The organism is Streptococcus infantis (genome assembly GCF_047463275.1).
In the GTDB taxonomy this organism is placed as follows: domain Bacteria; phylum Bacillota; class Bacilli; order Lactobacillales; family Streptococcaceae; genus Streptococcus; species Streptococcus infantis_AF.
Genome location: NZ_JASHEE010000003.1, coordinates 250,545 through 274,484, shown reverse-complemented (window position 1 = coordinate 274,484; position 23,940 = coordinate 250,545). Strand labels below are relative to the sequence as shown.

General features: G+C 40.2%; 25 protein-coding genes and 1 pseudogene. 1 reads left to right on the top strand and 25 read right to left on the bottom strand.

What is annotated here, in order from left to right:
* Positions 1–105 precede the first annotated feature (105 nt).
* The 10 genes from QM923_RS06025 to cdaA all read right to left on the bottom strand — a co-directional run bounded on the left by QM923_RS06025 (position 106) and on the right by cdaA (position 9,530).
* Positions 106–618 (bottom strand): adenine phosphoribosyltransferase, encoded by a 513-nt coding sequence (locus tag QM923_RS06025; RefSeq protein WP_023022957.1) that lies wholly within the window; start codon positions 616–618, stop codon positions 106–108.
* Positions 619–756: 138 nt separating this feature from the next.
* A complete protein-coding gene (locus QM923_RS06020) occupies positions 757–1,353 on the bottom strand; it encodes a hypothetical protein (protein ID WP_414291216.1) in 597 nt (198 codons plus the stop codon).
* A complete protein-coding gene (locus QM923_RS06015) occupies positions 1,353–3,221 on the bottom strand; it encodes an ABC-F family ATP-binding cassette domain-containing protein (RefSeq protein WP_414291215.1) in 1,869 nt (622 codons plus the stop codon). The genes QM923_RS06020 and QM923_RS06015 overlap by 1 nt, the downstream gene beginning before the upstream one ends.
* Positions 3,218–4,417: a CCA tRNA nucleotidyltransferase gene (locus QM923_RS06010; protein WP_414291214.1), complete on the bottom strand. Its 1,200-nt coding sequence runs from the start codon at positions 4,415–4,417 to the stop codon at positions 3,218–3,220. The genes QM923_RS06015 and QM923_RS06010 overlap by 4 nt, the downstream gene beginning before the upstream one ends.
* Entirely contained in the window at positions 4,414–5,181 is a 768-nt protein-coding gene (gene dapB, locus QM923_RS06005) for a 4-hydroxy-tetrahydrodipicolinate reductase (protein ID WP_414291213.1), read from the bottom strand. The genes QM923_RS06010 and dapB overlap by 4 nt, the downstream gene beginning before the upstream one ends.
* 50 nt (positions 5,182–5,231) lie before the next feature.
* Positions 5,232–6,080, bottom strand: coding sequence for a DegV family protein (locus tag QM923_RS06000; protein WP_414291212.1), 849 nt, complete (start codon positions 6,078–6,080; stop codon positions 5,232–5,234).
* Between the two features lie 4 nt (positions 6,081–6,084).
* The gene (locus QM923_RS05995; RefSeq protein WP_235083894.1) at positions 6,085–6,459 is read right to left on the bottom strand and encodes a DUF1149 family protein; all 375 of its coding nucleotides are present in this window, start codon (positions 6,457–6,459) and stop codon (positions 6,085–6,087) included.
* Between the two features lie 66 nt (positions 6,460–6,525).
* Positions 6,526–7,875: a phosphoglucosamine mutase gene (gene glmM, locus QM923_RS05990; RefSeq protein ID WP_414291211.1), complete on the bottom strand. Its 1,350-nt coding sequence runs from the start codon at positions 7,873–7,875 to the stop codon at positions 6,526–6,528.
* Positions 7,876–7,906: 31 nt separating this feature from the next.
* The gene (locus tag QM923_RS05985; protein ID WP_414291210.1) at positions 7,907–8,686 is read right to left on the bottom strand and encodes a CdaR family protein; all 780 of its coding nucleotides are present in this window, start codon (positions 8,684–8,686) and stop codon (positions 7,907–7,909) included.
* Positions 8,673–9,530 (bottom strand): diadenylate cyclase CdaA, encoded by an 858-nt coding sequence (gene cdaA / locus QM923_RS05980; protein WP_036757140.1) that lies wholly within the window; start codon positions 9,528–9,530, stop codon positions 8,673–8,675. Before cdaA ends, QM923_RS05985 begins: the two co-directional genes overlap by 14 nt.
* Positions 9,531–9,662: 132 nt before the next feature.
* Here cdaA and QM923_RS05975 point away from each other — a divergent pair, with 132 nt between their 5' ends.
* Complete coding sequence (locus QM923_RS05975; RefSeq protein ID WP_414291209.1) at positions 9,663–10,631, top strand: NAD(P)/FAD-dependent oxidoreductase; 969 nt, start codon at positions 9,663–9,665, stop codon at positions 10,629–10,631.
* Positions 10,632–10,671: 40 nt separating this feature from the next.
* Here the strand turns inward: QM923_RS05975 and QM923_RS05970 are convergent.
* From QM923_RS05970 to rlmD, 15 genes and pseudogenes are all read right to left on the bottom strand, one after another.
* A pseudogene (locus QM923_RS05970) lies at positions 10,672–10,964 on the bottom strand (stress-induced protein); the annotation flags it as partial.
* Positions 10,965–11,102: 138 nt separating this feature from the next.
* Complete coding sequence (locus QM923_RS05965; RefSeq protein ID WP_414291208.1) at positions 11,103–11,333, bottom strand: hypothetical protein; 231 nt, start codon at positions 11,331–11,333, stop codon at positions 11,103–11,105.
* 16 nt (positions 11,334–11,349) lie between these two features.
* On the bottom strand, positions 11,350–12,261 hold the full coding sequence (gene whiA, locus QM923_RS05960) for a DNA-binding protein WhiA (RefSeq protein WP_006148037.1): 912 nt from the start codon (positions 12,259–12,261) through the stop codon (positions 11,350–11,352).
* The gene (locus QM923_RS05955) at positions 12,258–13,235 is read right to left on the bottom strand and encodes a YvcK family protein (protein ID WP_414291207.1); all 978 of its coding nucleotides are present in this window, start codon (positions 13,233–13,235) and stop codon (positions 12,258–12,260) included. The genes whiA and QM923_RS05955 overlap by 4 nt, the downstream gene beginning before the upstream one ends.
* Positions 13,232–14,122: an RNase adapter RapZ gene (gene rapZ / locus QM923_RS05950; protein ID WP_414291206.1), complete on the bottom strand. Its 891-nt coding sequence runs from the start codon at positions 14,120–14,122 to the stop codon at positions 13,232–13,234. Before rapZ ends, QM923_RS05955 begins: the two co-directional genes overlap by 4 nt.
* Before the next feature lie 51 nt (positions 14,123–14,173).
* Positions 14,174–14,554, bottom strand: coding sequence for a RidA family protein (locus QM923_RS05945; RefSeq protein WP_075229888.1), 381 nt, complete (start codon positions 14,552–14,554; stop codon positions 14,174–14,176).
* 9 nt (positions 14,555–14,563) lie between these two features.
* On the bottom strand, positions 14,564–15,151 hold the full coding sequence (gene yihA, locus QM923_RS05940) for a ribosome biogenesis GTP-binding protein YihA/YsxC (protein WP_049494688.1): 588 nt from the start codon (positions 15,149–15,151) through the stop codon (positions 14,564–14,566).
* 8 nt (positions 15,152–15,159) lie between these two features.
* Complete coding sequence (clpX, locus tag QM923_RS05935; protein WP_414291205.1) at positions 15,160–16,392, bottom strand: ATP-dependent Clp protease ATP-binding subunit ClpX; 1,233 nt, start codon at positions 16,390–16,392, stop codon at positions 15,160–15,162.
* 31 nt (positions 16,393–16,423) lie between these two features.
* Entirely contained in the window at positions 16,424–16,594 is a 171-nt protein-coding gene (locus tag QM923_RS05930; protein WP_000442255.1) for a hypothetical protein, read from the bottom strand.
* Positions 16,594–17,100 (bottom strand): dihydrofolate reductase, encoded by a 507-nt coding sequence (locus tag QM923_RS05925; RefSeq protein ID WP_414291204.1) that lies wholly within the window; start codon positions 17,098–17,100, stop codon positions 16,594–16,596. The genes QM923_RS05930 and QM923_RS05925 overlap by 1 nt, the downstream gene beginning before the upstream one ends.
* A gap of 127 nt (positions 17,101–17,227) precedes the next feature.
* Entirely contained in the window at positions 17,228–17,746 is a 519-nt protein-coding gene (locus QM923_RS05920) for a Dps family protein (protein ID WP_223333507.1), read from the bottom strand.
* Positions 17,747–17,893: 147 nt separating this feature from the next.
* Positions 17,894–19,675 (bottom strand): ABC transporter ATP-binding protein, encoded by a 1,782-nt coding sequence (locus QM923_RS05915; RefSeq protein WP_414291203.1) that lies wholly within the window; start codon positions 19,673–19,675, stop codon positions 17,894–17,896.
* A gap of 10 nt (positions 19,676–19,685) precedes the next feature.
* Positions 19,686–21,422 (bottom strand): ABC transporter ATP-binding protein, encoded by a 1,737-nt coding sequence (locus QM923_RS05910; RefSeq protein ID WP_414291202.1) that lies wholly within the window; start codon positions 21,420–21,422, stop codon positions 19,686–19,688.
* 230 nt (positions 21,423–21,652) lie between these two features.
* Positions 21,653–22,411: a triose-phosphate isomerase gene (gene tpiA / locus QM923_RS05905; RefSeq protein WP_045614233.1), complete on the bottom strand. Its 759-nt coding sequence runs from the start codon at positions 22,409–22,411 to the stop codon at positions 21,653–21,655.
* 117 nt (positions 22,412–22,528) lie between these two features.
* Positions 22,529–23,896: a 23S rRNA (uracil(1939)-C(5))-methyltransferase RlmD gene (rlmD, locus tag QM923_RS05900; RefSeq protein WP_414291201.1), complete on the bottom strand. Its 1,368-nt coding sequence runs from the start codon at positions 23,894–23,896 to the stop codon at positions 22,529–22,531.
* Positions 23,897–23,940 lie beyond the last annotated feature (44 nt).

Genomic DNA, 23,940 nt, shown 5'->3' with positions numbered 1-23,940 from the left:
TTATACTGTAAGAAGATATAGTTTTCAATTATAGTTTTTCTCTAACTAGATATAGCCTTTTTTTATATCCGATGAAGAGAAAACAGCCCTAGGGACTGTTTTTCATTAATAATGCATCAAAACTTTATAATCGTAATCTCCGATTGCCTCACGACCTTTTAGCTCGTCAAGCTCAATCAAGAAGGCACAACCAGCTACGACACCACCTAATTTTTCAATCATTTCGATAGTCGCCTTAACAGTACCACCTGTTGCCAAGAGGTCATCTACAATAAGAACACGTTGACCTGGTTTGATAGCATCTGCGTGCATGGTCAAAGTATCAACCCCATATTCTTTTTCGTAGTCAGCTGAAATCACTTCGCGTGGCAATTTCCCTGGTTTACGTACAGGTGCAAAACCAATTCCCAACTCAAAAGCGACTGGACATCCTACGATAAATCCACGTGCTTCTGGTCCTACGATCATATCAATTTTTTTGTCAGTAGCATATTGAACAATTTCACGAATAGCGTAGCTGTAGGCATTTCCATCTGCCATCAATGGGCTAATATCACGGAAAGTAATTCCTTCTTGCGGATAATTTTCAATACTTGCAATGTAATCTTTTAAGTTCATAGCGTTTCTTTCTTTTAAAGTTTTTACTCCCTATTATACCATAATTCCTAGAAAAGCAAAATAGAAAGAAGCCTTGAAAACTTGGTTCAAGACTTCTCATCCGTTCTTTAATGATGGTTATTTACTAGCTCATTGAAATCATATCTTCTTTTTGGTTGTAGAGCTTGGATTTCCCATGCGATTCTGTTCGATGCGCCACTCTCGCTCATAGTAGGCCATGGTTTCAAATACTCTCTTTGGTAAGCCAACATCCAGCAAATATATTGGGATTTTCAAAACGTTAGAATGTTTTGAACTTGTAAATCTACTTCGAAGACGATACCAGAAAAAATTGGATTTTAAAACTTCCTTGTCATAAAACTGAACCTCAATCATATAAAAATCCCTTGCATTTCTACTACCCTTAATTCTCGTGAGAGCAAACTTTTTTACCTGTCCCCAGGAATAAAACTGCCAGTCCTTCTTTGGATATGGTTTATAGGAAAATCCTTGAGCTGTACATTTCAAATACTCTTTATCCGAAAAAAGAAGTCGCAAGCGCTGATACAAAATCAAGCTAACAACAATAATTAAGAATCCAACAAAGAGAATTAAGGCCACCAATCCCATAGGTGTTTCTTCGGGATAGCTCAGCAAAAACGATAGAATCCAAATTAGGAGAGCCAATTCTAGTAGGTAAAGAAGAAGACTCAAAATGATTTTCTTACTACTCCATTTAATAATTGTTTCTTCCATTATGCCAACTCACTTAAATATTCATAGCGTTCGTATTTTTCAAGCAAGGCTTCATTCTTCTCATCCAGCTCCTTTTGAAGAGTAGCTAGCTTCCCAAAGTCAGAGCCATTTGCTTGCATTTCTTCTTCAATAGCAGCGATGCGATTTTCCAAGGCTTCGATGTCACCTTCAATACTTGCCCATTCTTGCTTTTCTTGGTAGGTCATCCGTTTCTTTTCTTCACGAACTTTGACCACTTTTTCCTTGTCAGTTTTTTGGATTTGAGTTACCGTTTCTGCTTCAAAGGCCTTTTCATCAAGGTAATCAGTGTAATGACCAAAGAAAGGACGAATCTTGCCATCTTCAAAAGCGAGAATCTTGGTCGCTACCTTATCAAGGAAATAGCGGTCGTGACTAACTGTCAAAACTGGACCTGCAAAACCTTGTAAGAAATTTTCTAGAACAGTTAAGGTCGCAATGTCTAGGTCATTAGTCGGCTCATCTAAGAGAAGCACATTGGGTTTTTCAAGGAGTAATTTGAGGAGGTACAGACGCTTCTTCTCTCCACCTGACAGCTTTTCAATCAAGGTACCGTGCGTTGAACGAGGGAAAAGAAATTGTTCTAGTAATTCTGCAATAGATGTCGTAGTACCACCGCTAGTCTTAACCTCTTCTGCCACTTCCTGCAGGTAATTGATAACCCGCTTACTTTCATCTAAACCTTCGATTTGTTGAGAGAAATAAGCGATACGAACTGTTTCACCGATGATAACTTGTCCTTCAGTCGCTTCAAGTCTTCCTGCAATAAGATTAAGAAGAGTTGATTTCCCAACACCATTGTCCCCGACGATTCCGATACGGTCTTTGGCTTGTACCAAAAGATTAAAATGTTTCAGAATCGGTTTATCGTCATAGGCAAAGGAAACATCCTTAAACTCGATAACTTTTTTACCGATACGGCTAGTTTCAAAATTCATGCTCAAGTCTGTCTCAAGGCTAGTATCTGAAACTTCCTTTTTCAAGTCATGGAATCGATTGATCCGAGCCTGTTGCTTGGTTGCACGAGCTTGGGGTTGTCGTCTCATCCAAGCTAATTCTTGTTTGTAAAGCTGTTCCTTTTTGTGAAGAAGAGCTGCGTCACGCTCATCCTGTTCAGCCTTGAGACGGACATAATCTTGGTAATTCCCCTGATACTCTGTCAAACCAGCTCTATCTAATTCGAAAATTCGCGTAGAAAGAGCATCCAGGAAATAGCGATCGTGGGTGATGAAGAGGACGGTCTTCTTGGAATTCTTCAAGAAAAGTGTTAGCCACTCGATAGTCGCAATGTCCAGATGGTTGGTTGGCTCATCAAGAAGCAAGAGATCATGATTTCCTAAAAGCACTTGCGCCAATTGAACCCGTCTACGAAGACCACCCGACAAAGCTCCAACAGGAGTTGATAATTCTTGAATGCCTAGTTTACTGAGAACAGTCTTGACCTGACTTTCGATTTCCCATGCTTGGAGAGAATCCATCTCCGCCATGACCCGTTCTAGACGCGACTGCTTGTCATCACTGTAGTTGAGCATAAGCAGTTCATACTCACGAATTAACTGGATTTCCTTGAGGTCACTGGATAAAACAGTATCCAAGACAGTCTTGCTGTCATCAAATTCCGGATTCTGGGTCAAATAACCAATCTTGTAATCACTCTTTGCTGAAAATGGGCTTACGTCACCATCAAAACCTGAAACGCCTGAAAGCACATCTAGAAGGGTCGTTTTCCCAGTTCCGTTGACCCCAATAAGACCGATGCGATCTAAGTCGTGGATGATAAAAGAAATATCCTTAAAAACGGTCTTGTCACCAACTGATTTACTTAGTTTTTCAACGATAAAATCATTCATTTTCTCTCCCTTAAGTATGCATGAATGGCTTCCACTTCATTATCTAGATTACCATCCACAATAGCGTACTCAATTTCCTCTAAAACATCTCCTAATTCTGGACCTGGATGATAGCCATATTCCTTGATGAGAATGCCACCATTAATTTGCATTTCTTTCTTATCATGAATAGTCAAGCTCTCGTAGGTTTCTGTGATCGCTTGTGGGTTGACTTCTTTTCCTTGAGCTCTGCGAAGATTTTCAGCCTGTAGAAGCAAGTCCAAATCAAAACGGTAACAACCACGTTTACCTAGTTCCCCTTCTTCTCGGAGAGCCAAAATAGACAGCAAATCCTGTACCTGCTTGGCAAATTGGCGTGAAGTCTTCCAATGTTTCAAAAATTGTTGAGCATCTTCCACTTCTAAAACCCATAAAAGTGCTGCCCAAGCTTGCTCAGAAGATTCAAAAGTAAAATCTTTTTCTAAATCAAACAAAGACTGGAGTTTTTCCTGACTACCAGCCATATCTGGAAGATAATCATAAGCTTGACTCTCAATCATAGAAGATAAACCTACTCGCCAATAGGGAGCCAGTAAAAGCTTATCAAACTCGACAAAGGTGCGCTCCACAGAGATTTTCTCCAAGAGAGGAGTCAAAGACTTCATAGCTTTAAAGGATTCTGTTTCAAGTTTAAAGCCAAGACTAGCCTGAAAACGAAATCCACGCATAATACGTAGAGCATCTTCGTTGAAACGTTCACTAGCTACACCGACAGCTCGCAGGACCTGATTTTCTAAATCTTTGAGACCATCAAATAAATCGACGATCTCCCCTGTCTCATCCAAGGCAAAGGCATTGACTGTGAAATCTCGGCGTTTGAGATCTTCTTCGAGTGAACGAACAAAAGAAACCGAACTTGGTCTCCGATAGTCTACATAGACATCTTCCGTCCGAAAAGTGGTGACTTCGTACTCTTCATCTCCATCTAAAACCAAAACGGTCCCATGCTCAATGCCGATATCAGCTGTGCGTGGAAAAATCTGCTTAGTCTCTTCAGGATAAGATGAAGTCGCGATATCCACATCATGGATGGGACGATTAAGAAGGGCATCCCTAACAGAGCCACCCACAAAATAAGCCTCAAATCCTGCTTTTTTAATTTTTTCTAATACTGGTAAAGCCTTCTGAAATTCAGAAGGCATTTTTGTTAATTTCATAGTAAGTGTTCTAATCCATAGACAAGCTCATGACGCTTGACAACTTCTTTGATTCCCAAATTCACCCCTGTCATGAAGGAGCTACGATCATAGGAGTCATGACGCAGAGTCAATCCCTCTCCTTGATTGCCAAAAATGACCTCTTGATGAGCTACCAAACCTGGTAAACGAACCGAATGGATACGCATACCATCGAAATTAGCACCCCGTGCACCAGCAATGAGTTCTTCCTCATCGCTAGCACCTTGTTGAATAGACTCACGAACTTGTGCCATCAACTCAGCTGTTTTGATTGCTGTCCCGCTCGGAGCATCTTTTTTCTTATCATGGTGAAGTTCAATAATCTCCACATTTGGGAAGTATTTAGCTGCCTGTGCTGCAAATTGCATCAGTAAGACAGCACCCAAGGCAAAGTTAGGAGCAATTAAGCCCCCCAATCCTTTGGAACGAGACAATTCTTTTAATTCTTCGATTTCTTGACTGGTGAAACCTGTCGTTCCTACTACTGGAGCAAAGCCATTTTCAAGAGCAAATCGTGTATTTTCGTAGGCAACGGCTGGCGTTGTAAAATCCACCCAAACATGGGCATCAAAACCTGCCAAGTCATTTTTATTATTGAAAACAGGAATTCCTTGCCACTCAGATGCAGACTCAAAAGGATCCAAAACTGCTACTAGTTCAAGTTCAGGATCAGACAAAACCATCTGACAAGCAGCTTGGCCCATTCTTCCCTTAAAACCTGCAATAATCACTCGAATACTCATCTTCACTCCTATCTAAGATACAAAGGACGCTATCTACCCATGTTATGAGACTATACTATGGGAATGTAGCTCAAAGCAATACTTCCTTCTCCAAGGTGAGTCCCGATGACACTACCGAAGGTTGCAATCGAAATGTCTGTAGCTACTCCACCGTCTAACAAAAGCTGACGCAAGTCTGCTGCTTTTTGAGGAGCATTCCCATGAATGACAGTAATCTGATAATTTCCATTACTTGTTACTTCTTTGACAATTTCAACCAAACGTTTTGTTGCTTTCTTCTCTGTACGAACCTTCTCATAAACTTCGATAACACCTTGGTCATTGAAATATAGAATTGGTTTAATGCTAAGAAGATTCCCTAAAATAGCTGCGCCATTTGATAAACGACCACCTTTAACCAGATGATCAAGGTCATCTACCATGATAAAGGCAGAAGTATTTTCAATCTGTTCGGTTAACTTATCTAGTATAGACTGGAAATCATCTCCCTGCTCAGACCATTGAAACACACTTTCCACCATGAATCCTAGTGGTGCACTTGTAATTCGAGTATCAGGAAAAGCGATGGTTAGACTTTCGAACTCATCCGTCATATACTGGATATTCTGGTGAAACCCTGAGATTCCAGAAGAAAGGAAGAGACCCAAAACATGAGTATAGCCTTTTTCTTTTAATGATGATAAAATTTCATCCAACTTTGCAATACTTGGTTGACTTGTTTTAGGTAGTTCAGATGAACGAGCCATTTTTTCATAAAATTCTTGAGCGGTTAGATTTACACCTTCAACATACTCCTGTCCGTCGATATTCACAGGAATGTCAAGCACAAATAAATCTTCTTTCCGCAAGGTTTCCGCTTGTAGAAAAGCAGATGAGTCTGTTATGACCGCTAATTTCATTCTTTTAAAACTCCAAATTAATTCCTGGTAAGTCTAGTGCAATTTCCGTCACTTCATAAGTCAAACGGTTTAGCATATCCAAACAAGGACGAGCAAGCGTCTCAACTTCTTCTTGGCTAAAGTCACTTGGTTGATCTACGATACGACCTTCAACGTGGTTTACTTGAGAAATAGTACCACTGATAACAAATTTATCAAAGACAATCATAAAGCTCAAAACAACTACGAGAGAAGTCACCTGATTTTCTTGGTCATGTTGAAGTAGTTGGAAGTTCACATCAACCTTTGTTTCAGGAATTCCGTTCTCATTTTCCCATTCAAAGTTACGCGCATCAAAGTGATACTGACTAACAAATTCTTGTTCACGTTTTAAATTCATCATATTCTCCATGGTTACAATTTACTTTGACATTGTAACATATTTTCTTATTTTCTGCTAACTTTCCTAAATTCCGATTTCTGCTTTCACAACTTCAGCAATGGTATCCACATAGTAATCTACTTCTTCAGTTGTTGGTGCTTCAGCCATGACACGCAAGAGCGGCTCCGTTCCACTTGGGCGAACGAGAATACGTCCGTTACCTGCCATCTCTTCTTCCATCTTATCGATAACAGCCTTGATAGCTGGTACTTCCATGGCTTTGTCTTTCATAGTGTTTTCCACACGGATATTAACCAACTTTTGTGGGTAAATTGTTACTTCTGAAGCCAATTGAGATAAGCTCTTACCTGTTTCTTGCATGATCTTAGTCAATTGAACTGCTGAAAGTTGACCATCACCAGTTGTATTGTAGTCCATCAAGATAACGTGACCTGACTGCTCTCCACCGAGATTGTAGCCTGATTTTCTCATTTCTTCAACTACATAGCGGTCTCCAACAGCAGTGACAGCTTTATTAATGCCTTCACGATCCAAGGCTTTATGGAAACCAAGGTTGGACATAACTGTTGTTACAATTGTATTTTGTGCCAATTGACCTTTTTCAGAAAGGTATTTACCGATGATATACATAATCTTATCACCGTCGACAATCTCACCGTTTTCATCTACTGCAATCAAACGATCGCTGTCCCCATCAAAGGCTAAACCAATGGCAGATTGACTTTCTTTTACAAGTTCTTGCAAGGCTTCTGGATGAGTTGAACCAACGTTCAAGTTGATGTTCAATCCATCTGGAGTTTCTCCAATAACCGTTAATCGAGCACCCAAGTCTGCAAAAATTTGTCGAGCACTTGTTGAAGCAGCACCGTTTGCAGTATCCAAGGCTACCTTCATTCCTTCAAGAGCTGTTCCAGTTGAAACAAGATAAGCTTCATACTTGCGCAAACTTTCTGGATAATCAACTACAGTACCTAGACCTTCAGCACTTGGACGTGGAAGAGTATCTTCACTGGCTTCAAGCAAGGCTTCGATTTCTGCTTCCTTGTCATCGTCAAGTTTAAAGCCGTCACCACCAAAGAATTTAATTCCGTTATCAAGGGCTGGGTTGTGGCTAGCTGAAATCATGACACCTGCACTTGCTCCCTCAGTTTTCACCAAATATGCTACAGCAGGCGTAGCAAGTACACCAAGTTTATAAACGTGAATTCCAACTGAAAGAAGACCAGCAATGAGAGCTGATTCTAACATTTGACCTGAAATACGTGTATCACGTCCTACGAAAACCTTAGGTGCTTCTGTCGCATGTTGACTGAGGACATAACCTCCAAAGCGACCCAATTTAAAGGCCAATTCTGGCGTTAATTCTACATTTGCTTCTCCACGGACTCCGTCCGTTCCAAAATATTTACCCATTTTAATATTCCTTTTCTAGTATATTTTTAATTTAAGATTCTGACTTCGTCTCTGCTGCTGTCGTTGAAGAGTTTTCAGTAGACGAAGTATTACTTGTTGTAGTTGTGCTACTTGTTGTTCTGACAGTTTTAGTTGAAACTTTCATAGTCGTTTCAAAAGGTGTGATCACTGTTGGTAAGACAGATCCATTTTTATCAACAGCTTGCAAGGGAACTGTTCCAGAGTAGTTTCCTGTAATCTGTTCACTCGTTGGTAAAACTGCAACAATCCGATCAATCTTAGATAGTGTATCCGCATCACTAGTTACTGAAACTTTTTCATCAGAAACAGTCACACGTTCGATTATAATCTTCTCATCAATTTGACTAGAATCGATTTGAGGGATAACAGGTACATTATCTCGAGTAACTTTCTTACCAACCTTGACTGTGATCTTTTGAGGTGTTGCTACAGCTGTCAAACCACTTGGAAGATTTTCAATGGTCAAGGGAACTTCAATCGTTCCTTCTGTAGCCTGGGTCAAATCAGCAGTCACTTTAAATTTACGAGTGCTTTCCTGCATCTCACTAGCCAAGGTGACTCGATTCGAACCCGTCAAAAATACCGTTACTTCTGAACTGAAACCACTGATAAAATACTGCTCACTATCATACTGAATATCAATCGGTACATTGACTACTGTATTGGTATAGGTTTCAGTTTTAGTTTGCCTTGCATTGGTATTGTTTTGATAATTGATTGATGTTGCATAGATAAACAGGACACATGCAAAGAGGAGTGAGGAGATGATATAAAGACTATTTCTTTTCATTATTCCAGCCTCCTAATAGACGTTCTTTTAAGCTTAGTTCTTGTTCATCCTTAGGTATCAGAATACGACGTAGTTCTTCCTCGAATTCTTCCAAACTTAGATCATGTTTGAAGACACCATTGTAGGTGATGGATATACCCCCAGTTTCTTCTGATACAACAAAAGTAAGGGCATCTGAAACTTCTGATAAACCTATGGCTGCACGGTGACGAGTTCCGAACTCTTTGGAAATACCTGTGTTTTTAGTCAGTGGTAAATAGGCAGAAGTTACTGCAATCCGATCTCCACTGATAATGACTGCACCGTCATGGAGAGGCGTATTAGGGATAAAGATGTTAATTAATAACTCAGCAGAAATCTTAGCATCCAAAGGAATTCCTGTAACGATGTACTCCTGCAAGGTTCTCACACGTTGAACAGCTACTAAAGCTCCAATCTTTCGCGGGCTCATATACTCAACCGATTTTACAAAAGCCTGTACCATCTGCTCTTCTGAACTCATAGGAGTATTTGAAAAGAAGTCCGTAGCTCGACCTAATCGTTCCAAACCTGTCCGAATTTCTGGAGAAAAGATAACAACCGCTGCGATAACTCCATAGGTAATCAATTGGTTAATCAACCAGGAAATAGTCGTCAAGCCCAAAAAATTAGCCGCAATCTGAGCTAAGATAAAAACTAAAACGCCTCGAACCAGAATCATAATCTTGGTTCCTGCAATTGATTTTGTAAATTGATATAAGATATAAGCGACGATTAGAATATCAATCACATTTATCGCAATACTCCAAGGACTGGAAAACAAACTAGACCAGTATTGAAGATTAGATAATTGCTGAAAATTCATCCTGTGTCCCCTCTCCAAAAAAGCTTCTCTTCATTATACCATTTTTAATGGAAATTTTCTCCCCCCTACCTCATTTTAAATTAGTAGAAAATATGATAGAATAAAATGATAAAAATGAAATAAGGAGAAACCATGTCTGAACTATTTGATATTACCATCATAGGGGGTGGCCCAGTTGGTCTTTTCGCAGCCTTTTATGCAAATTTACGTCAAACTAAAGTACAAATCATTGACTCTCTTCCTCAATTAGGTGGCCAACCTGCCATTCTTTATCCTGAAAAACAAATTCTTGATGTCCCAGGTTTCCCAAATCTCACTGGTGAAGAATTAACTAATCGCTTGTTAGAACAATTAGAAGGTTTTGATACACCAGCACACCTCAACGAAACTGTTCTTGAAATTGAAAAAGAGAATGATGTTTTTAAGATAACAACTACTAAAGGCAGTCATAGTAGCAAAGCTGTCATTATCGCTATGGGTGGTGGTGCTTTTAAACCACGTCCACTTGAATTAGATGGTGTTGATGGTTATGAAAATATCCATTATCACGTTTCTAACATTCAACAATATGCTGGCAAGAAAGTAACCATCCTGGGTGGAGGAGACTCTGCTGTGGACTGGGCCTTAGCTTTTGAAAAGATTGCCCCAACTACACTTGTTCACCGTCGAGACAACTTCCGTGCGCTCGAACATAGTGTCCAAGCCCTTCAAGAATCATCTGTTAGCATCAAAACACCATTTGTGCCAAGTCAACTTCTTGGAGATGGAAAAACTCTTGACAAGCTTGAAATCACAAAAGTCAAATCCGATGAGACTGAAACCATTGAGTTGGACCACCTCTTTGTCAACTATGGCTTCAAATCATCAGTTGGTAATCTTAAAAACTGGGGATTAGAATTGAATCGCCATAAGATTATCGTCAATAGCAAGCAGGAGTCAAGCCAAGCTGGAATTTACGCTATCGGTGACTGCTGCTACTACGATGGTAAGATTGACTTGATTGCAACAGGTCTTGGTGAAGCACCAACTGCTGTCAACAACGCCATTAACTACATCGACCCTCAACAAAAAGTACAACCAAAACACTCAACAAGTTTATAAGAAAAGAACCACGAATCTTAGGATTCGTGGTTTTATAGTTCTTGAGCGCTTTGATTCTCTCTGTCTGCTCTTGTATATCGTATTTATCTTTAGTATGGGTCAGCTTGATTATGTTCTCAGTCGCTTTCTGATTGCTTTTTACCGCTTACTGAAAGGTTGCAAAGGCTAATAACGCCTCATTGTTGCCAGCCATACCCATTTCTTCAAGTTGTTTCTTGATTTTACTATACGTCACATCCAAAGATAAGAGGGTTTCAAATGCTTTTTTAGATCAGCTTTTTCTCTTCTAGCTACGCTAGACGCTTTGCCTCCTTTTGAGCTAATAGCTCTTATTTAATCTTTGCTTCGTTCTGTAACTGGTTTTAAATTTTTAATCCCATCTCTAGATAATTTTCACCCTCCTTTCAAACAAAAAAATCACAAGCATTTTATACTTATGATTTCATTATATATGGTAAAAAGAGGGTATTTTTACGCTATTCCTAACAACTTTTCAATTTTATTGAGCAAATCTCTATATTTTGAGTTTTCATTTTCGTTGTTGATAAGATATTCGTTTGCAACGATGTTTAATGACTGATATAGTCCACCCATAATCCCAGATTGTTCATTAGTCAACTCATCTTGCTCTAAGTACTTATCATAATACATCTTGCAATTATCATATATACGCTCATTCAACTTATTATAAAGATTAGTCATTTTCTATTGTACCTATCTATAGCTCATCTGCAATTTTATTAATCTTTCTCAGTCGATGATTGACACCACTTTTGGTGAGTGGATTTGTCAAACTGTCTGCCAATTGCTGGATAGAGTAGTCCGGATGTTGGATACGCAAATGCGCTACTTCCTGCAAATCTGCTGGAAGATTATCCAAGCCAATTCTATCTTTGATTTTACTGATATTGTTGATAGTTTTCATACTCGCAGAAACCGTACGAGCGATATTTGCTGTCTCTGCATTATTAGCACGATTGAGATCATTCCGAGTTTCTCGAAGAATCTTGACGCCTTCAAAAGTATCTCTCGCCTCCATGGCTCCCACTAAAATCAGGAAATCCATAATATCTTCTGCTCGCTGAAGATAGGTCACCGCGCCTTTTTTTCGTTCGATAACCTTTGCATCTAGCAAGAACTGCTGCAAGAGCGAAGCAATCCCTTGGGCGTGGTCCAGATAAACAGAACTTATTTCTAACTGATACTTGCCTGACTCGGGGTCTCTGATGCTCCCATTTGCCAAAAAGGCTCCACAGAGATAGGCACGTCCAGCTTCCTCATCTCCTAAAATCTCTGGATCAATCCCTGTTTCCAAGCCAAAGAAAGAATCGGCCAAACGCAAATCTGCTAAAAGTTCTTGGACTCGCTCATCTGTAAAAACAGTATAGACGCGATTTTTCCGTAGATTACTTCTCTGGTGGTGACGAATCTCAGACTTGATGCCATAAAAGTGCAAGAAAGATTCATAGAGATGACGGGCCAATTTAGCATTTTCTGTAATGACGGACAAGGTCAAACCAGAGCTCGATAAACCAATACTACCAGACATCTTGATAATAGCTGACAATTCATGACGACTCAGGTGATGCTGACTTAAAATTTCTTCTTTTACTGCTACTGTAAAACTCATTTTCTCACCTGTATGATACGCATGAGCTCATCTACGATTAAATCACCATCGTGAAAAGCTCCCCCATTTTCCAAGCGTAGAAAGTTGGATGAAATGACACGTGGGACTTGCTTACGCAAACCTTCAAAATCATGCTCAACCTGCACCAAATACTCATCAAAACGGTTGGTATCCATATAGTCCCTCGGAACCTTTTCGATATTAACAAGGACAGTATCGATAAATGGACGGCCCAAATGACGATGCAAGACTGCTACGTGATCACTATCTGAGAAATGCTCCGTTTCTCCACGTTGAGTCATAATATTGCAGACATAGGCAACCTCTGCCTTAGTTTCCAGAAGTGCCTGACCGATTTCTTCGATGACGATATTAGGTAAAATCGAAGTAAAGAGGGAGCCTGGACCCAAGACGATCATATCACTACCAAGAATGGTATTGACAACACGACGGCTAGCCTGCGGTTTCTCATCGTCTAGAGTGTTTGTCACATAGACATGGTCAATCATACCTGGATGATCTGCAATGTGACTTTCCCCAGCAACTTCTGATCCATCTTTAAAGACAGCATGGAGTGTCAATGGATGGTCACTTGATGGGAAAATCTTCCCTGTAGTATGGAAGAATTTACTCAGTAATTGCATGGCATTATAGGTCGAACCCTGCATCTCAGATAATCCTGCAATAATAATGTTCCCCAGTGGATGACCAGCAAAAGCGCCTGCCTCATCAGAAAAGCGATACTGAAATACTTTCTCATAAAACTTAGGCATATCTGACATGGCCACAAGGACATTACGTAAATCCCCTGGAGGTGTCAACTGTTGAATATTCTTACGCAATTCACCTGAAGAACCACCATCATCCGCAACGGTTACTATGGCTGCAATTTCGACGTCTTTTTCCCGTAGACTATTTAAAATAACAGGTATTCCGGTTCCTCCACCAATCACCGTAATTTTGGGTTTTCTCATGAACGGTTTACCGTTTCCTTTCTTCGGTCTTTATCACGATGACTTTCATTTACAAGCCAACTTTTAGATAGGTCATTCGCTAAACGCTTGGCAAAAGCAACACTTCGGTGTTGGCCACCTGTACAACCAATCGCAATAGTTAAGACTGATTTGCCTTCTTTTTTATAGCCTGGTAGGATTGGTTCAACCAAGGCTAATAAATGACGGTAGAAATCTTCAGATTCCTCATGGTTCATGACATAGTCATAAACTGCCTGATCTTCACCTGTCTGATTACGAAGTTCTGGCAGATAGTAAGGGTTTGGCAAGAAACGAACATCAAATACCAAATCTGCATCAATTGGAATGCCATATTTAAAACCGAAGGACATGACCTCAATACGGAAGGACTGCGTTTGTTCTTGGTCCGAAAATTGCTCTGCAATAGTCTTGCGAAGTTCACGAGGAGTTAACTCTGTTGTGTCAACCACGTTTTGACTCATATTTTTTAATGGAGCCAAGAGTTCGCGTTCCAGCTTGATACCATCCAAGATACGACCATCTGCTGCAAGAGGGTGACTTCTTCTAGTTTCCTTATAACGTGCCACCAATTCCTTATCAGCTGCATCCAAAAAGAGGATTTTGAAGTCCAAATCATCTTGATTTTCCAATTCATCCAAGACAGCCTGAATCTCTGAGAAGAAAGAACGGCTTCGCATATCCACCACTAGGGCTAACTTGTGGTCGTCATCCTTGGTCTCTACCAACTGCAAAAACTTTGGCAATAGAGCTGGTGGCATATTATCAATGGTAAAATATCCTAAATCTTCAAAGGATTGAATGGCTACAGTTTTCCCTGCACCACTCATCCCTGTTACAATCACCAGGTGAAGTTGTTTCATTGTCATCATAGTCTCCTTATATCAAAAGAAGTTTGGAAGAACCAAACTTCAACTCGCTTATCCAATCTCTGCGATGACTTCAATTTCGACTTTTACATCGCGAGGAAGACGAGCTACTTCCACAGCTGAACGAGCTGGAAACTCCCTATTAAAGGCTGTTTGGTAAACCTCATTAAAAGGAACAAAGTCGTTCATATCACTCAAGAAACAAGTTGTTTTAACAACATGGTCAAAATCTGTGCCTGCTTCTGCCAAAATAGCTCCAATGTTTTTCAAGACTTGTTCAGTCTGTTCTTGAATCGTTTCTCCTACGATTTCTCCAGTTTCAGGAGATAGAGGAACTTGACCGCTAGCAAACAAAAGGTTCCCAACGATTTTTCCTTGAACATAAGGTCCGATTGCCTTTGGAGCTTTATCTGTATGAATTGTTTTTGCCATATGTATTCCTCACAATTTTTCTAAAATAGCATCCCAAGCCTGGTCCATTCCTGCTTTTGTTACGGATGAAAAGAGGATAAAGTCATCACTTGGATCAAAGTTCAATTTCTTTTTAATGGCTGATTCGTGCTTATTCCACTTGCCACGTGGAATCTTATCAGCTTTGGTAGCCACAATGATAACAGGAATCTCATAATATTTAAGAAATTCGTACATCTGTACATCATCTGCTGACGGATCATGACGAAGGTCAACGAGACTAACCACTGCTCGAAGATTTTCTCGAGTGGTTAAGTACTCCTCAATCATGCGTCCCCATTTTTCGCGTTCCTTTTTGGACACACGGGCATAACCGTAACCAGGCACATCTACAAAACGCATCTTATCATCAATATTAAAGAAATTTAGTAGTTGTGTTTTTCCTGGTTTTCCAGAGGTACGAGCTAGATTTTTTCGATTGAGCATGGTATTGATAAAGCTCGATTTACCAACATTTGAGCGTCCTGCAAGAGCAATTTCAGGAAGTTCATCCTGCGGATAGTGAGATTTGTTGGCAGCACTCAGTAAAATCTCTGCATTGTGTGTATTGATTTCCATAATCACCTCTAGGCTGTTTCGAGGATCGGCTTATCCGTTCCATCGACTGCTTCTTTTGTGATACGTACTGTTTTCACATCTTCTTGACTTGGTACTTCAAACATGATGTCTAACATAGTTTCTTCGATGATAGAGCGAAGACCACGGGCACCAGTCTTACGTTCGATAGCTTTGTTAGCAATCTCTTGGAGAGCCTCATCGTCAAATTCAAGCTCTACATCGTCATATGAAAGCAAGGTCTGGTATTGTTTAACCAAGGCATTTCTTGGCTCTTTCAAAATGCGAACCAAGTCATCTACTGTCAACTGCTCCAAGGCTGCAAAGACAGGCAAGCGTCCAATTAATTCAGGAATAATACCGAATTTCTGAATATCTTCTGCAATGATTTCTTGCATGTAAGAGCTGTTTTCGTCAATAGCCTTGTTATTTTGTCCGAAACCGATAACTTTTTCACCAAGACGCTGTTTGACAATTTCTTCGATTCCATCGAAGGCACCACCCACGATGAAGAGGATATTCTTGGTATCTACTTGAATCATTTCTTGTTGTGGATGTTTGCGTCCACCTTGTGGAGGAACACTTGCTACTGTACCTTCGATAATCTTGAGGAGGGCTTGTTGCACACCTTCACCAGAAACATCACGTGTAATAGAAACATTCTCGCTCTTCTTGGCAATCTTGTCAATCTCATCTACGTAGATAATTCCACGCTCTGCTCGTTCAATGTTAAAGTCAGCTGCCTGCAAGAGTTTGAGGAGGATATTTTCAACGTCCTCACCCACATAACCAGCTTCAGTAAGAGCTGTTGCATCTGCAATGGCAAATGGTACATTCAAACTTCTAGCAAGAGTTTGAGCAAGGAAAGTCTTCCCTGATCCAGTTGGGCCAATCATTAGAATGTTTGACTTTTGCAAATCAACATCTTCAGTCTCTTCACGAGTATCATGGAAATTGATGCGTTTGTAGTGGTTATATACAGCCACTGCCAAAGCACGTTTGGCACGATCTTGACCGATCACATAGTGGTTCAAAATGTTTAGGAGTTCGATTGGTTTTGGTACCTCAGACAAGTCCGCCAAAACTTCCTCAGCCAACTCCTCACGAATAATTTCCTGAGCCAACTCCACACATTCATTACAGATAAAGGCATTGTTCCCAGCAATTATTTTTTTAACTTCTTCTTGGCTTTTGCCACAAAATGAGCAATAAACCATCATATCATTTTTCCTATTTGTAGACATGATTCCCTTCCGTTCTAACTATTCATTCTATCTAAAATAAGGTCATATAAAAAGCATGAATGCTATTCACCAAATTTGTAAAAGCATTAAGCCAAAGTAGAGTAGCAAGTCCAAAGCGCTTTTTACGAAAAGCGTGTGTTCCAGCTACAAGACAGACAGCACACAAAAGAGCTGTAAAAAATCCAAAAATACTACGCTCCATTAGACTTCCTTTCTCTTTCTATATTCGATGGTAAAATCATAAATATTTTTCTCATCTTTGGAATAAGATTTGCTTGCAACAGTCTCAAAAACAGTCAAGTCAAAATCTTCTGGGAAATAGGTATCCCCTTCAACTTGAGCATGAATTTGTGTCACAATAATCTCATCGAGATAAGGTTCAAAAAGCTGAAAAATCTGCTTGCCACCAATGATATAGAGATTCTTAGCCTGATGATGATACCAGTCTAAAACATCCTCGACATTTTGAAAGACCAGAGCACCATCGATTGCTTCTTCGGGATTGCGCGTCAAAATCAAGGTTTCACGTCCTGGAAGCAATCGTCGACCCATCCCATCAAAGGTTACACGACCCATTAAAATGGCATGATTCAAGGTTGTTTCTTTAAAATGTTTTAACTCTGCTGGCAAATGCCAAGGTAAGCGTTCCTCTTTTCCGATTACACCCTTTTCATCTTGAGCCCAGATGGCTACGATTTTTTTTGTCATGCTTTCATCCTTTTTATTGATAGTTCTATTTTATCAAAAATCTTAAAAAAAGACTGTTTTGGAATGCCCTCTTGAATAGAAAAAATCCGTAGAAAACTTCTACGGATTTTTAGAAAAATGCAGTATCTTACAAACCAGGTGCTTGTCCTAATTCTGCTGCAAGCATCCAGACTGTTTTTTCAAGATCTGCCTTAGCACCAACGAAGATATCATTGGTTACATCATCACCTTCTTCATCAGTTACATCCAAAGCTTTTTGGAAAAGAGTGATAAGGTAACGATAAATTTCAAGGACACGTTCCAAACTTTCTTCTACGTTACGGAATTCTCCAACTCCTTCTTCGATTTCACTGTGTTGAAGGAATTCTGTCAAAGTAGAGTATGGTTTGCCACCAAGTGTAATCAAGCGTTCGCTGATTTCATCAAGGTAAGCATCTAGACTATCCATGTATTCATCCATCTTAGGATGCCATACCATGAATCCACGTCCACGCATATACCAGTGTACTTGATGAAGAGCGATATGCGCTACATACAAGTCTGCTACGGCTTGATTCAAGACTTCTTTCGTTTTTACTAGCGTTTCAGGAGCTGTCTTAGATAATGTTGTTACGTCTTTTAATGCATCTTTTTTCAATTCTACCATTTTTCTCACCTCATAATATTATTTTTGTAACCATATTTATTGATTACTATTTTAGTATACTACTCCTAGTAGACAAAAGCAAGAAAATTAACCCATATTAAAAAAGTTGTAATTGACTGATAATTTAAGAAAATGAGCAGATGTTTTTTAGTTATTTTCGCTGTTTTTATTAGAGAATTGACTTTGATAAAGATCATAATAAAATCCTTTCGCAGCCAAAAGACTTTCATGATTTCCCTGTTCAATTATCTGTCCATCTTTAAGTACCAAAATCTTATCAGCTTCCTGAATAGTCGAAAGTCTATGGGCGATAACAAAGCTTGTTCTCCCTTTCATCAAACGCTTCATGGCCTTTTGAATCAAGAGTTCTAGACGTGTATCGACCGATGAGGTCGCTTCGTCAAGGATTAGAATTTTTGGATCTGCTAAGAGAGCACGCGCGATAGTTAACAACTGCTTCTGACCAAGAGAAATATTACTTGACTCTTGGTTCATCTCCATGTTGTAACCACCAGGAAGAGTACGGATAAAGTGGTCTACATTGGCAGCCTTAGTTGCTTCAACGATTTCCTCATCTGTTGCTTCAAGATTTCCAAAGCGAAGATTTTCCTTGATACTACCTTCATAGAGCCAGGCATCCTGTAGGACCATCCCAAACTGTCGACGATAGTCCTGACGCGACAGATCACGTATGTCTTGGCCATCCACTAAAATAGCACCAGCTGTCACATCGTAAAAACGCATGAGAAGGTTAATCAAAGTTGTTTTACCAGCTCCAGTAGGTCCAACGATAGCCACCATCTCTCCAGGTTCAACATCTAAGTTAAAATTGCGAATCAATGGTTTATTTTCCACATATTGGAAATCAACATTCTTGAAGCTAACTTGACCTGTCAATGGTGCCAAGTCTCTTACTTCTGTAGTTTGGACTTCTTCTTGTTCATCCAAAACTTCAAAGACACGGTCAAGCGAAGACTTAGCACTTTGCATTTGCCCAGCTAATTGAGTGATATTTTGGATTGGCTGACTGACTTGCCACACATACTGAACGAAAGCTTGCATATTACCAATCGTCAAACGCCCTGCAATAACCTGCAATCCACCTAATACTGCAACAATCAGATAGGTTAAATCAGACACGATATGAAGAGCAGGCATCATCAATCCTGAAATAAAGCTCGCCTTAAATCCGACTTGTTGCAATTCATCCGTAATCTTTTCAAATCTCTCTTGAGAGTTTTCTTCACGTCCGAAAAGTTTTAGAACATTGAAACCTGTCAAGTTTTCCTGTACAAATCCATTCATACGTCCCAATATAGCTGCCTGCTGTTTAAAGTATGGCTGCGAACGATTTAGAATCGTTTTAGCTCCAAAATAAGTCACTGGAATCGATAAAATGACGACGATAGCCAACTGAAGATTGAGATAGAGGACCATTCCCATAACAAAAAGAATGGTAAAGACTGCATTAACAATCTGTAAGAAAGATTGTTGTAGTGCGTTCGAAACAGTTTCAACGTCACTTGTAAAACGACCTAGCAAATCTCCAAACTGGTGCTTATCAAAGTAAGACACAGGAATACGATTGATTTTTTCACTCATTTCATTTCGCAAATCCTGTACCATAGACTGCACCGCATTGGTCATAAAGTAATTTGAGTAATAAGAACCCAACTCATAGAGAAGACCACGCAAGAGATAAATCACTAGAATTACTGCGATATAGCTGGTATTGATACCCGCTCCTGCAACACCATTTGCCATGGCAAGGAGGTTGCTGGTTAACTCAGTGATAGCAAGTCCCAATACGAAAGGCTCGATAACACTCATAACGACGCTGACTATTTTCAAGAAGACTGCAAAGAAAACAGAAAAACGGTAGGCTTTTAAATAGCTCCATAGACGAGCTAGACTAGATTGTTGTTTCATCCTTTACCTCCTATTCTTCTGTCAGAGACGCATTTTTTAGCTGCGACTCAGCAATTTCTCGATAGATGTCATTAGTTTCCATCAATTCTTCATGACGTCCACGACCAACGATTTCGCCCTTATCAAGGACGATAATCTGGTCCGCATCCATGATGGTTCCAACACGTTGCGCAACAATCAATACCGTAGCATCTTGAGTCACTTCCTTGAGACGACGGCGTAAGATAGCATCTGTACGGTAATCCAAGGCTGAGAAGGAATCGTCAAAGATGTAGATATCTGGACCCTTGATGACTGCGCGTGCAATCGATAAACGTTGTTTCTGACCACCTGAGAGGTTGCTTCCGCCTTCGGCCAGATGCGTTGCAAAACCTTCTTCTCGACTTTCGATAAAGTCTTTGGCTTGGGCTACATCAGCTGCTTGGTGCAAGTCCTCATGACTGGCATCCTCTTTCCCGTAACGGAGATTGTCTGCGATAGTCCCAGTAAAAAGCAAGGCCTTTTGTGGAATAAATCCAATCTTTTGACAGAGTGATTTGAGACGGTAATCTCGGACATCTACACCATCGACCTTGATTTTTCCTAGAGTAACATCGTAGAATCGAGGAATCAATTGAACCAGAGTAGACTTACCTGACCCAGTTGAACCGATAAATGCAATGGTTTCTCCTGGTTTAGCAGTGAAGGAAATATTATGCAAAACAGGGCTTTCTGTTTCCCCAGGATAGGCAAAGGTCACATTATCAAATTCTAGATATCCATGAGTTTCTGTTTCTTGAATTCCATCCTCATTTGGATCAATGGAAATGGGCATGTCCATGATTTCCTTCAGACGCTCACTAGACACAGCCGTACGTGGATACATGGTAAAGAGGTTTGACAAGAAAAGGAAGGACAAGAGAGCGTGGAAACTATACTCGATGAAGGCCACCAAATCCCCAATCTGCAAATTTCCATGCTTCAGTGGATCAAGGGCAAACCAAACGATAGCCACAATCATGGCAATAATGATCTGCACAAAAAGCGGTTCTGTCAAACCAGTCAATTTGAACAAGCGATTTGAATTATCCGCATAGATTGCATTTTTCTCTTCAAAACGTTTTTCTTGGAAATCTTCACGAGCAAAGGCACGAATCACTCGCAAGCCCATCAAATTTTCACGGACATATTGGTTTATCTTGTCCAGTGTTTTCTGTTGTTTTTCAGATAAGGGGCGCGTTTTGACCGCTACATAAAGGACTACTACAGCTAGGAAAGGAACGGAAAAAGCGACAATCCAGGCTAGTGAGGGACTAGTTAAGAAAATCATGAGAATACTCGACAGCATCATCATGGGAGTGATAACACCCAACTTAAGCGTCTGCTCTGCAAACTGCATAAGGACAAAGGCATCACTGGTAATACGAGTAACTAGTGAAGAAACACCAATTTGTTCATATTCGTGATGAGAATACTCTTGTAATTTAGCATAAACATCATTTCGCATGTCCTTAACCATATTGGTGGTCAGTTTACTAGCAGCATAGGATAGAACAACCCGCCCAAATGTCCCCAAGACGATAATAATCAACATTACGACAGCCCAAAAATAGAGTTTATCCTGGTCACCTTGGTTGATTCCCTGGTCAATCATGCGAGCAAGAACAGTCGGTAGCCCAAGATTGACAATCACAAAGAAAATAGCTCCAAAGAAGTCTAACACTAACCACTTGGGATAACGTTTGAGATAAGACCAAATATACAGCATGATTCTCCTTTCTTTTTCTTCTAATACTCTTCGAAAATCAAATTCAAACCACGTCAGCCTCACCTTGCCGTACTCAAGTACAGCCTGCGGCTAGCTTCCTAGTTTGCTCTTTGATTTTCATTGAGTATAAAATGCAGAAAAGAGCGTGCTTTCGCACGCCTTTTTACTAAAAAGAAGACAGGCAGTCTTGACCTCTTGAAAGGGAACTGTCTGTCTCTGATATTTGAGGCTTATTTTACAAAGTCAAGCAATGCCAAGAAGCTTTCTGGATCAAGTGATGCACCACCAACAAGAGCTCCGTCAACGTCTGGACAAGCCATGTATTCTGCAACGTTTTCAGGTTTCACTGAACCACCGTATTGAACACGTACTTTATCAGCTACTTCTTGACCAAAGTCAGCTGCTACAACGTCACGAACAACTTTACACATTTTTTGTGCATCGTCTTGTGAAGCTGATTTACCAGTACCGATAGCCCAGATTGGCTCATAAGCGATAACTGATGAAGCTACTTGTTCTGCAGTCAATCCTGCAAGAGCAGCTGAAACTTGAGCACCTACGAATTCAGCAGCTTTTCCTGCTTCGTATGTTTCAAGAGACTCACCACAACAGATAATTGGAAGCATACCGTTCGCAAAGATTGCTTTTGCTTTTTTGTTGATGTCTTCATCTGTTTCGTGGAAGTAGTCACGGCGTTCTGAGTGACCGATTACAACATAGTCAGTACCGATTTCTTTCAAAACTTGTGGGCTAGTTTCACCAGTGAAAGCACCAGCATTTTCAAAGTAGCAGTTTTGAGCAGCAACTTTAAGGTTTGAACCTTTAGCAGCAGCAAGAACAGTTGTCAAGTCAAGAGCAGGTACAGCAATCCCAGCTTCAACAAGGTCTGATGAAGGAAGTTTTGATGCTACAGCTTCAACGAATGCTTTTGCTTCTTCTGGGTTTTTGTTCATTTTCCAGTTACCAGCGATAAATGGTTTACGTGACATTTCACATACCTCTTTTTTCATTTTATTTTCTACTTATTTTATCATAAATATAGGGAGCTTGCAAATCTTACTCTGTAACTAGAAGTCTTCTTTTCAAATACTTTCCAGTCGTCAATTCTATTTAGAGTCTAGCTTTTTCCTGGTTAATTTGACCACTGCTTCTGTCCTAGCCGTGTGCGGAAACATATCAACCGACTGGATATAATGCAGGTCATAGACCTCCATCAATCTGACTAAATCACGCGCCAGGGTAGATACATTGCAGGAAATGTAGACCATCTTTTCAGGAGCGTATTTGACGATAGTATCTAAGAGTTTGTCATCTAAACCGGTACGAGGCGGGTCTACAATCAAGGCATCGGCACGATAGCCTTCCTTGTACCAACGAGGGATGATTTCTTCTGCAGTTCCAGCCTCATAGTGAGTATTGGTATAACCCATGCGCTGGGCATTTTCTTTGGCATCCTCAATAGCTTCTGGAATAATATCCATCCCTCTCAGACTTTTAACTTTTTTGGCAAAGGCAAAGCCAATAGTACCAACACCACAATAGGCATCAATCAGATGGTCATTCTCATTTACGTCCAAGGCCTTAACGGCTTCACTATAGAGGATTTCAGTCTGTTCAGGATTGAGTTGGTAAAAAGCTCGTGGTGAGAGAGAAAACTCATAGTCTAATACACCCTCACGAATACTATCCTGTCCCCAAATAATCTCTGTCTTGTCCCCATAAATCTCACTAGTTTTAGCGGTATTTGTATTGACTGCGACAGTCACTACTTCAGGATAATCCTTGACTAAATCTTTCACAAATTGAGTCAGATTTAATTGACGATTGGTCACAATGATAATCTGAACTTGCCCAGTTTTCCGTGCGCGACGAACCATGATGGTCCGAACACCCAGAATTTTCCGTTCATCTGTAATCGGAATTTGATGATAGGTCAAGAGTTCAGCAATGCGATTAGCAATTGCTTGTGTCTCCTTATCTTGAACTAGGCAGTCCTTTAACTCGACCAAATAATGCGAATTTTGAGCATATAATCCTGCCTTGACCTGGCCCTTAAACTTTCGAGTTTGGAATTGTAGTTTAGCTCGATAATACTTGGGTTCCTGCATACCAATAGTTGGTCTGATTTCAAAGTTTTCATAGCCTGCAGGTGCAAATTTTTTCAGAGCTTGATGGAGAAGATCCGTCTTGAACTCCAGCTGCTTGTCATAATGCAGATGCATGATTTGACAGCCACCACACTCATTATAAATGGTGCAGTCTGGTACCACTCGAAACTTAGATTTTTTATTGACCTCAAGGAGTTTAGCCTCAACGTAGTTACGCTTAACGGAAGTCACCTGACAATAGATATCTTCTCCCTTGAGAGCTCCAGGAACAAAAACAAGGGTTTTCTGGAAAAATCCGATACCTTCCCCGTTAATCCCCATACGCTTAATTTTTAATGGAATTTTTTGTTTGACTTTAAGACTCATAAGTCTATTATACCACGTAGTTTCTCAATGTTTAAGAATATGTT

Excerpts from the sequence above, each read along its gene's own strand:
- dapB (WP_414291213.1), bottom strand. The coding sequence starts at position 5,181 with ATGAGTATTCGAGTGATTATTGCAGGTTTTAAGGGAAGAATGGGCCAA.
- QM923_RS05910 (WP_414291202.1), bottom strand. The coding sequence starts at position 21,422 with ATGCTGTATATTTGGTCTTATCTCAAACGTTATCCCAAGTGGTTAGTG.
- QM923_RS05985 (WP_414291210.1), bottom strand. The coding sequence starts at position 8,686 with ATGAAAAGAAATAGTCTTTATATCATCTCCTCACTCCTCTTTGCATGT.
- QM923_RS06015 (WP_414291215.1), bottom strand. The coding sequence starts at position 3,221 with ATGAATGATTTTATCGTTGAAAAACTAAGTAAATCAGTTGGTGACAAG.
- QM923_RS06010 (WP_414291214.1), bottom strand. The coding sequence starts at position 4,417 with ATGAAATTAACAAAAATGCCTTCTGAATTTCAGAAGGCTTTACCAGTA.
- QM923_RS05955 (WP_414291207.1), bottom strand. The coding sequence starts at position 13,235 with ATGAGAAAACCCAAAATTACGGTGATTGGTGGAGGAACCGGAATACCT.
- clpX (WP_414291205.1), bottom strand. The coding sequence starts at position 16,392 with ATGTCTACAAATAGGAAAAATGATATGATGGTTTATTGCTCATTTTGT.
- QM923_RS05945 (WP_075229888.1), bottom strand. The coding sequence starts at position 14,554 with ATGGCAAAAACAATTCATACAGATAAAGCTCCAAAGGCAATCGGACCT.
- QM923_RS05965 (WP_414291208.1), bottom strand. The coding sequence starts at position 11,333 with ATGACTAATCTTTATAATAAGTTGAATGAGCGTATATATGATAATTGC.
- QM923_RS06000 (WP_414291212.1), bottom strand. The coding sequence starts at position 6,080 with ATGAAATTAGCGGTCATAACAGACTCATCTGCTTTTCTACAAGCGGAA.
- QM923_RS05975 (WP_414291209.1), top strand. The coding sequence starts at position 9,663 with ATGTCTGAACTATTTGATATTACCATCATAGGGGGTGGCCCAGTTGGT.
- QM923_RS05925 (WP_414291204.1), bottom strand. The coding sequence starts at position 17,100 with ATGACAAAAAAAATCGTAGCCATCTGGGCTCAAGATGAAAAGGGTGTA.
- QM923_RS05995 (WP_235083894.1), bottom strand. The coding sequence starts at position 6,459 with ATGAATTTAAAACGTGAACAAGAATTTGTTAGTCAGTATCACTTTGAT.
- rlmD (WP_414291201.1), bottom strand. The coding sequence starts at position 23,896 with ATGAGTCTTAAAGTCAAACAAAAAATTCCATTAAAAATTAAGCGTATG.
- rapZ (WP_414291206.1), bottom strand. The coding sequence starts at position 14,122 with ATGACAATGAAACAACTTCACCTGGTGATTGTAACAGGGATGAGTGGT.
- glmM (WP_414291211.1), bottom strand. The coding sequence starts at position 7,875 with ATGGGTAAATATTTTGGAACGGACGGAGTCCGTGGAGAAGCAAATGTA.
- QM923_RS05920 (WP_223333507.1), bottom strand. The coding sequence starts at position 17,746 with ATGGTAGAATTGAAAAAAGATGCATTAAAAGACGTAACAACATTATCT.
- QM923_RS05915 (WP_414291203.1), bottom strand. The coding sequence starts at position 19,675 with ATGAAACAACAATCTAGTCTAGCTCGTCTATGGAGCTATTTAAAAGCC.
- yihA (WP_049494688.1), bottom strand. The coding sequence starts at position 15,151 with ATGGAAATCAATACACACAATGCAGAGATTTTACTGAGTGCTGCCAAC.
- cdaA (WP_036757140.1), bottom strand. The coding sequence starts at position 9,530 with ATGAATTTTCAGCAATTATCTAATCTTCAATACTGGTCTAGTTTGTTT.
- tpiA (WP_045614233.1), bottom strand. The coding sequence starts at position 22,411 with ATGTCACGTAAACCATTTATCGCTGGTAACTGGAAAATGAACAAAAAC.
- whiA (WP_006148037.1), bottom strand. The coding sequence starts at position 12,261 with ATGAGTTTTACAGTAGCAGTAAAAGAAGAAATTTTAAGTCAGCATCAC.
- QM923_RS06025 (WP_023022957.1), bottom strand. The coding sequence starts at position 618 with ATGAACTTAAAAGATTACATTGCAAGTATTGAAAATTATCCGCAAGAA.
- QM923_RS06020 (WP_414291216.1), bottom strand. The coding sequence starts at position 1,353 with ATGGAAGAAACAATTATTAAATGGAGTAGTAAGAAAATCATTTTGAGT.
- QM923_RS05930 (WP_000442255.1), bottom strand. The coding sequence starts at position 16,594 with ATGGAGCGTAGTATTTTTGGATTTTTTACAGCTCTTTTGTGTGCTGTC.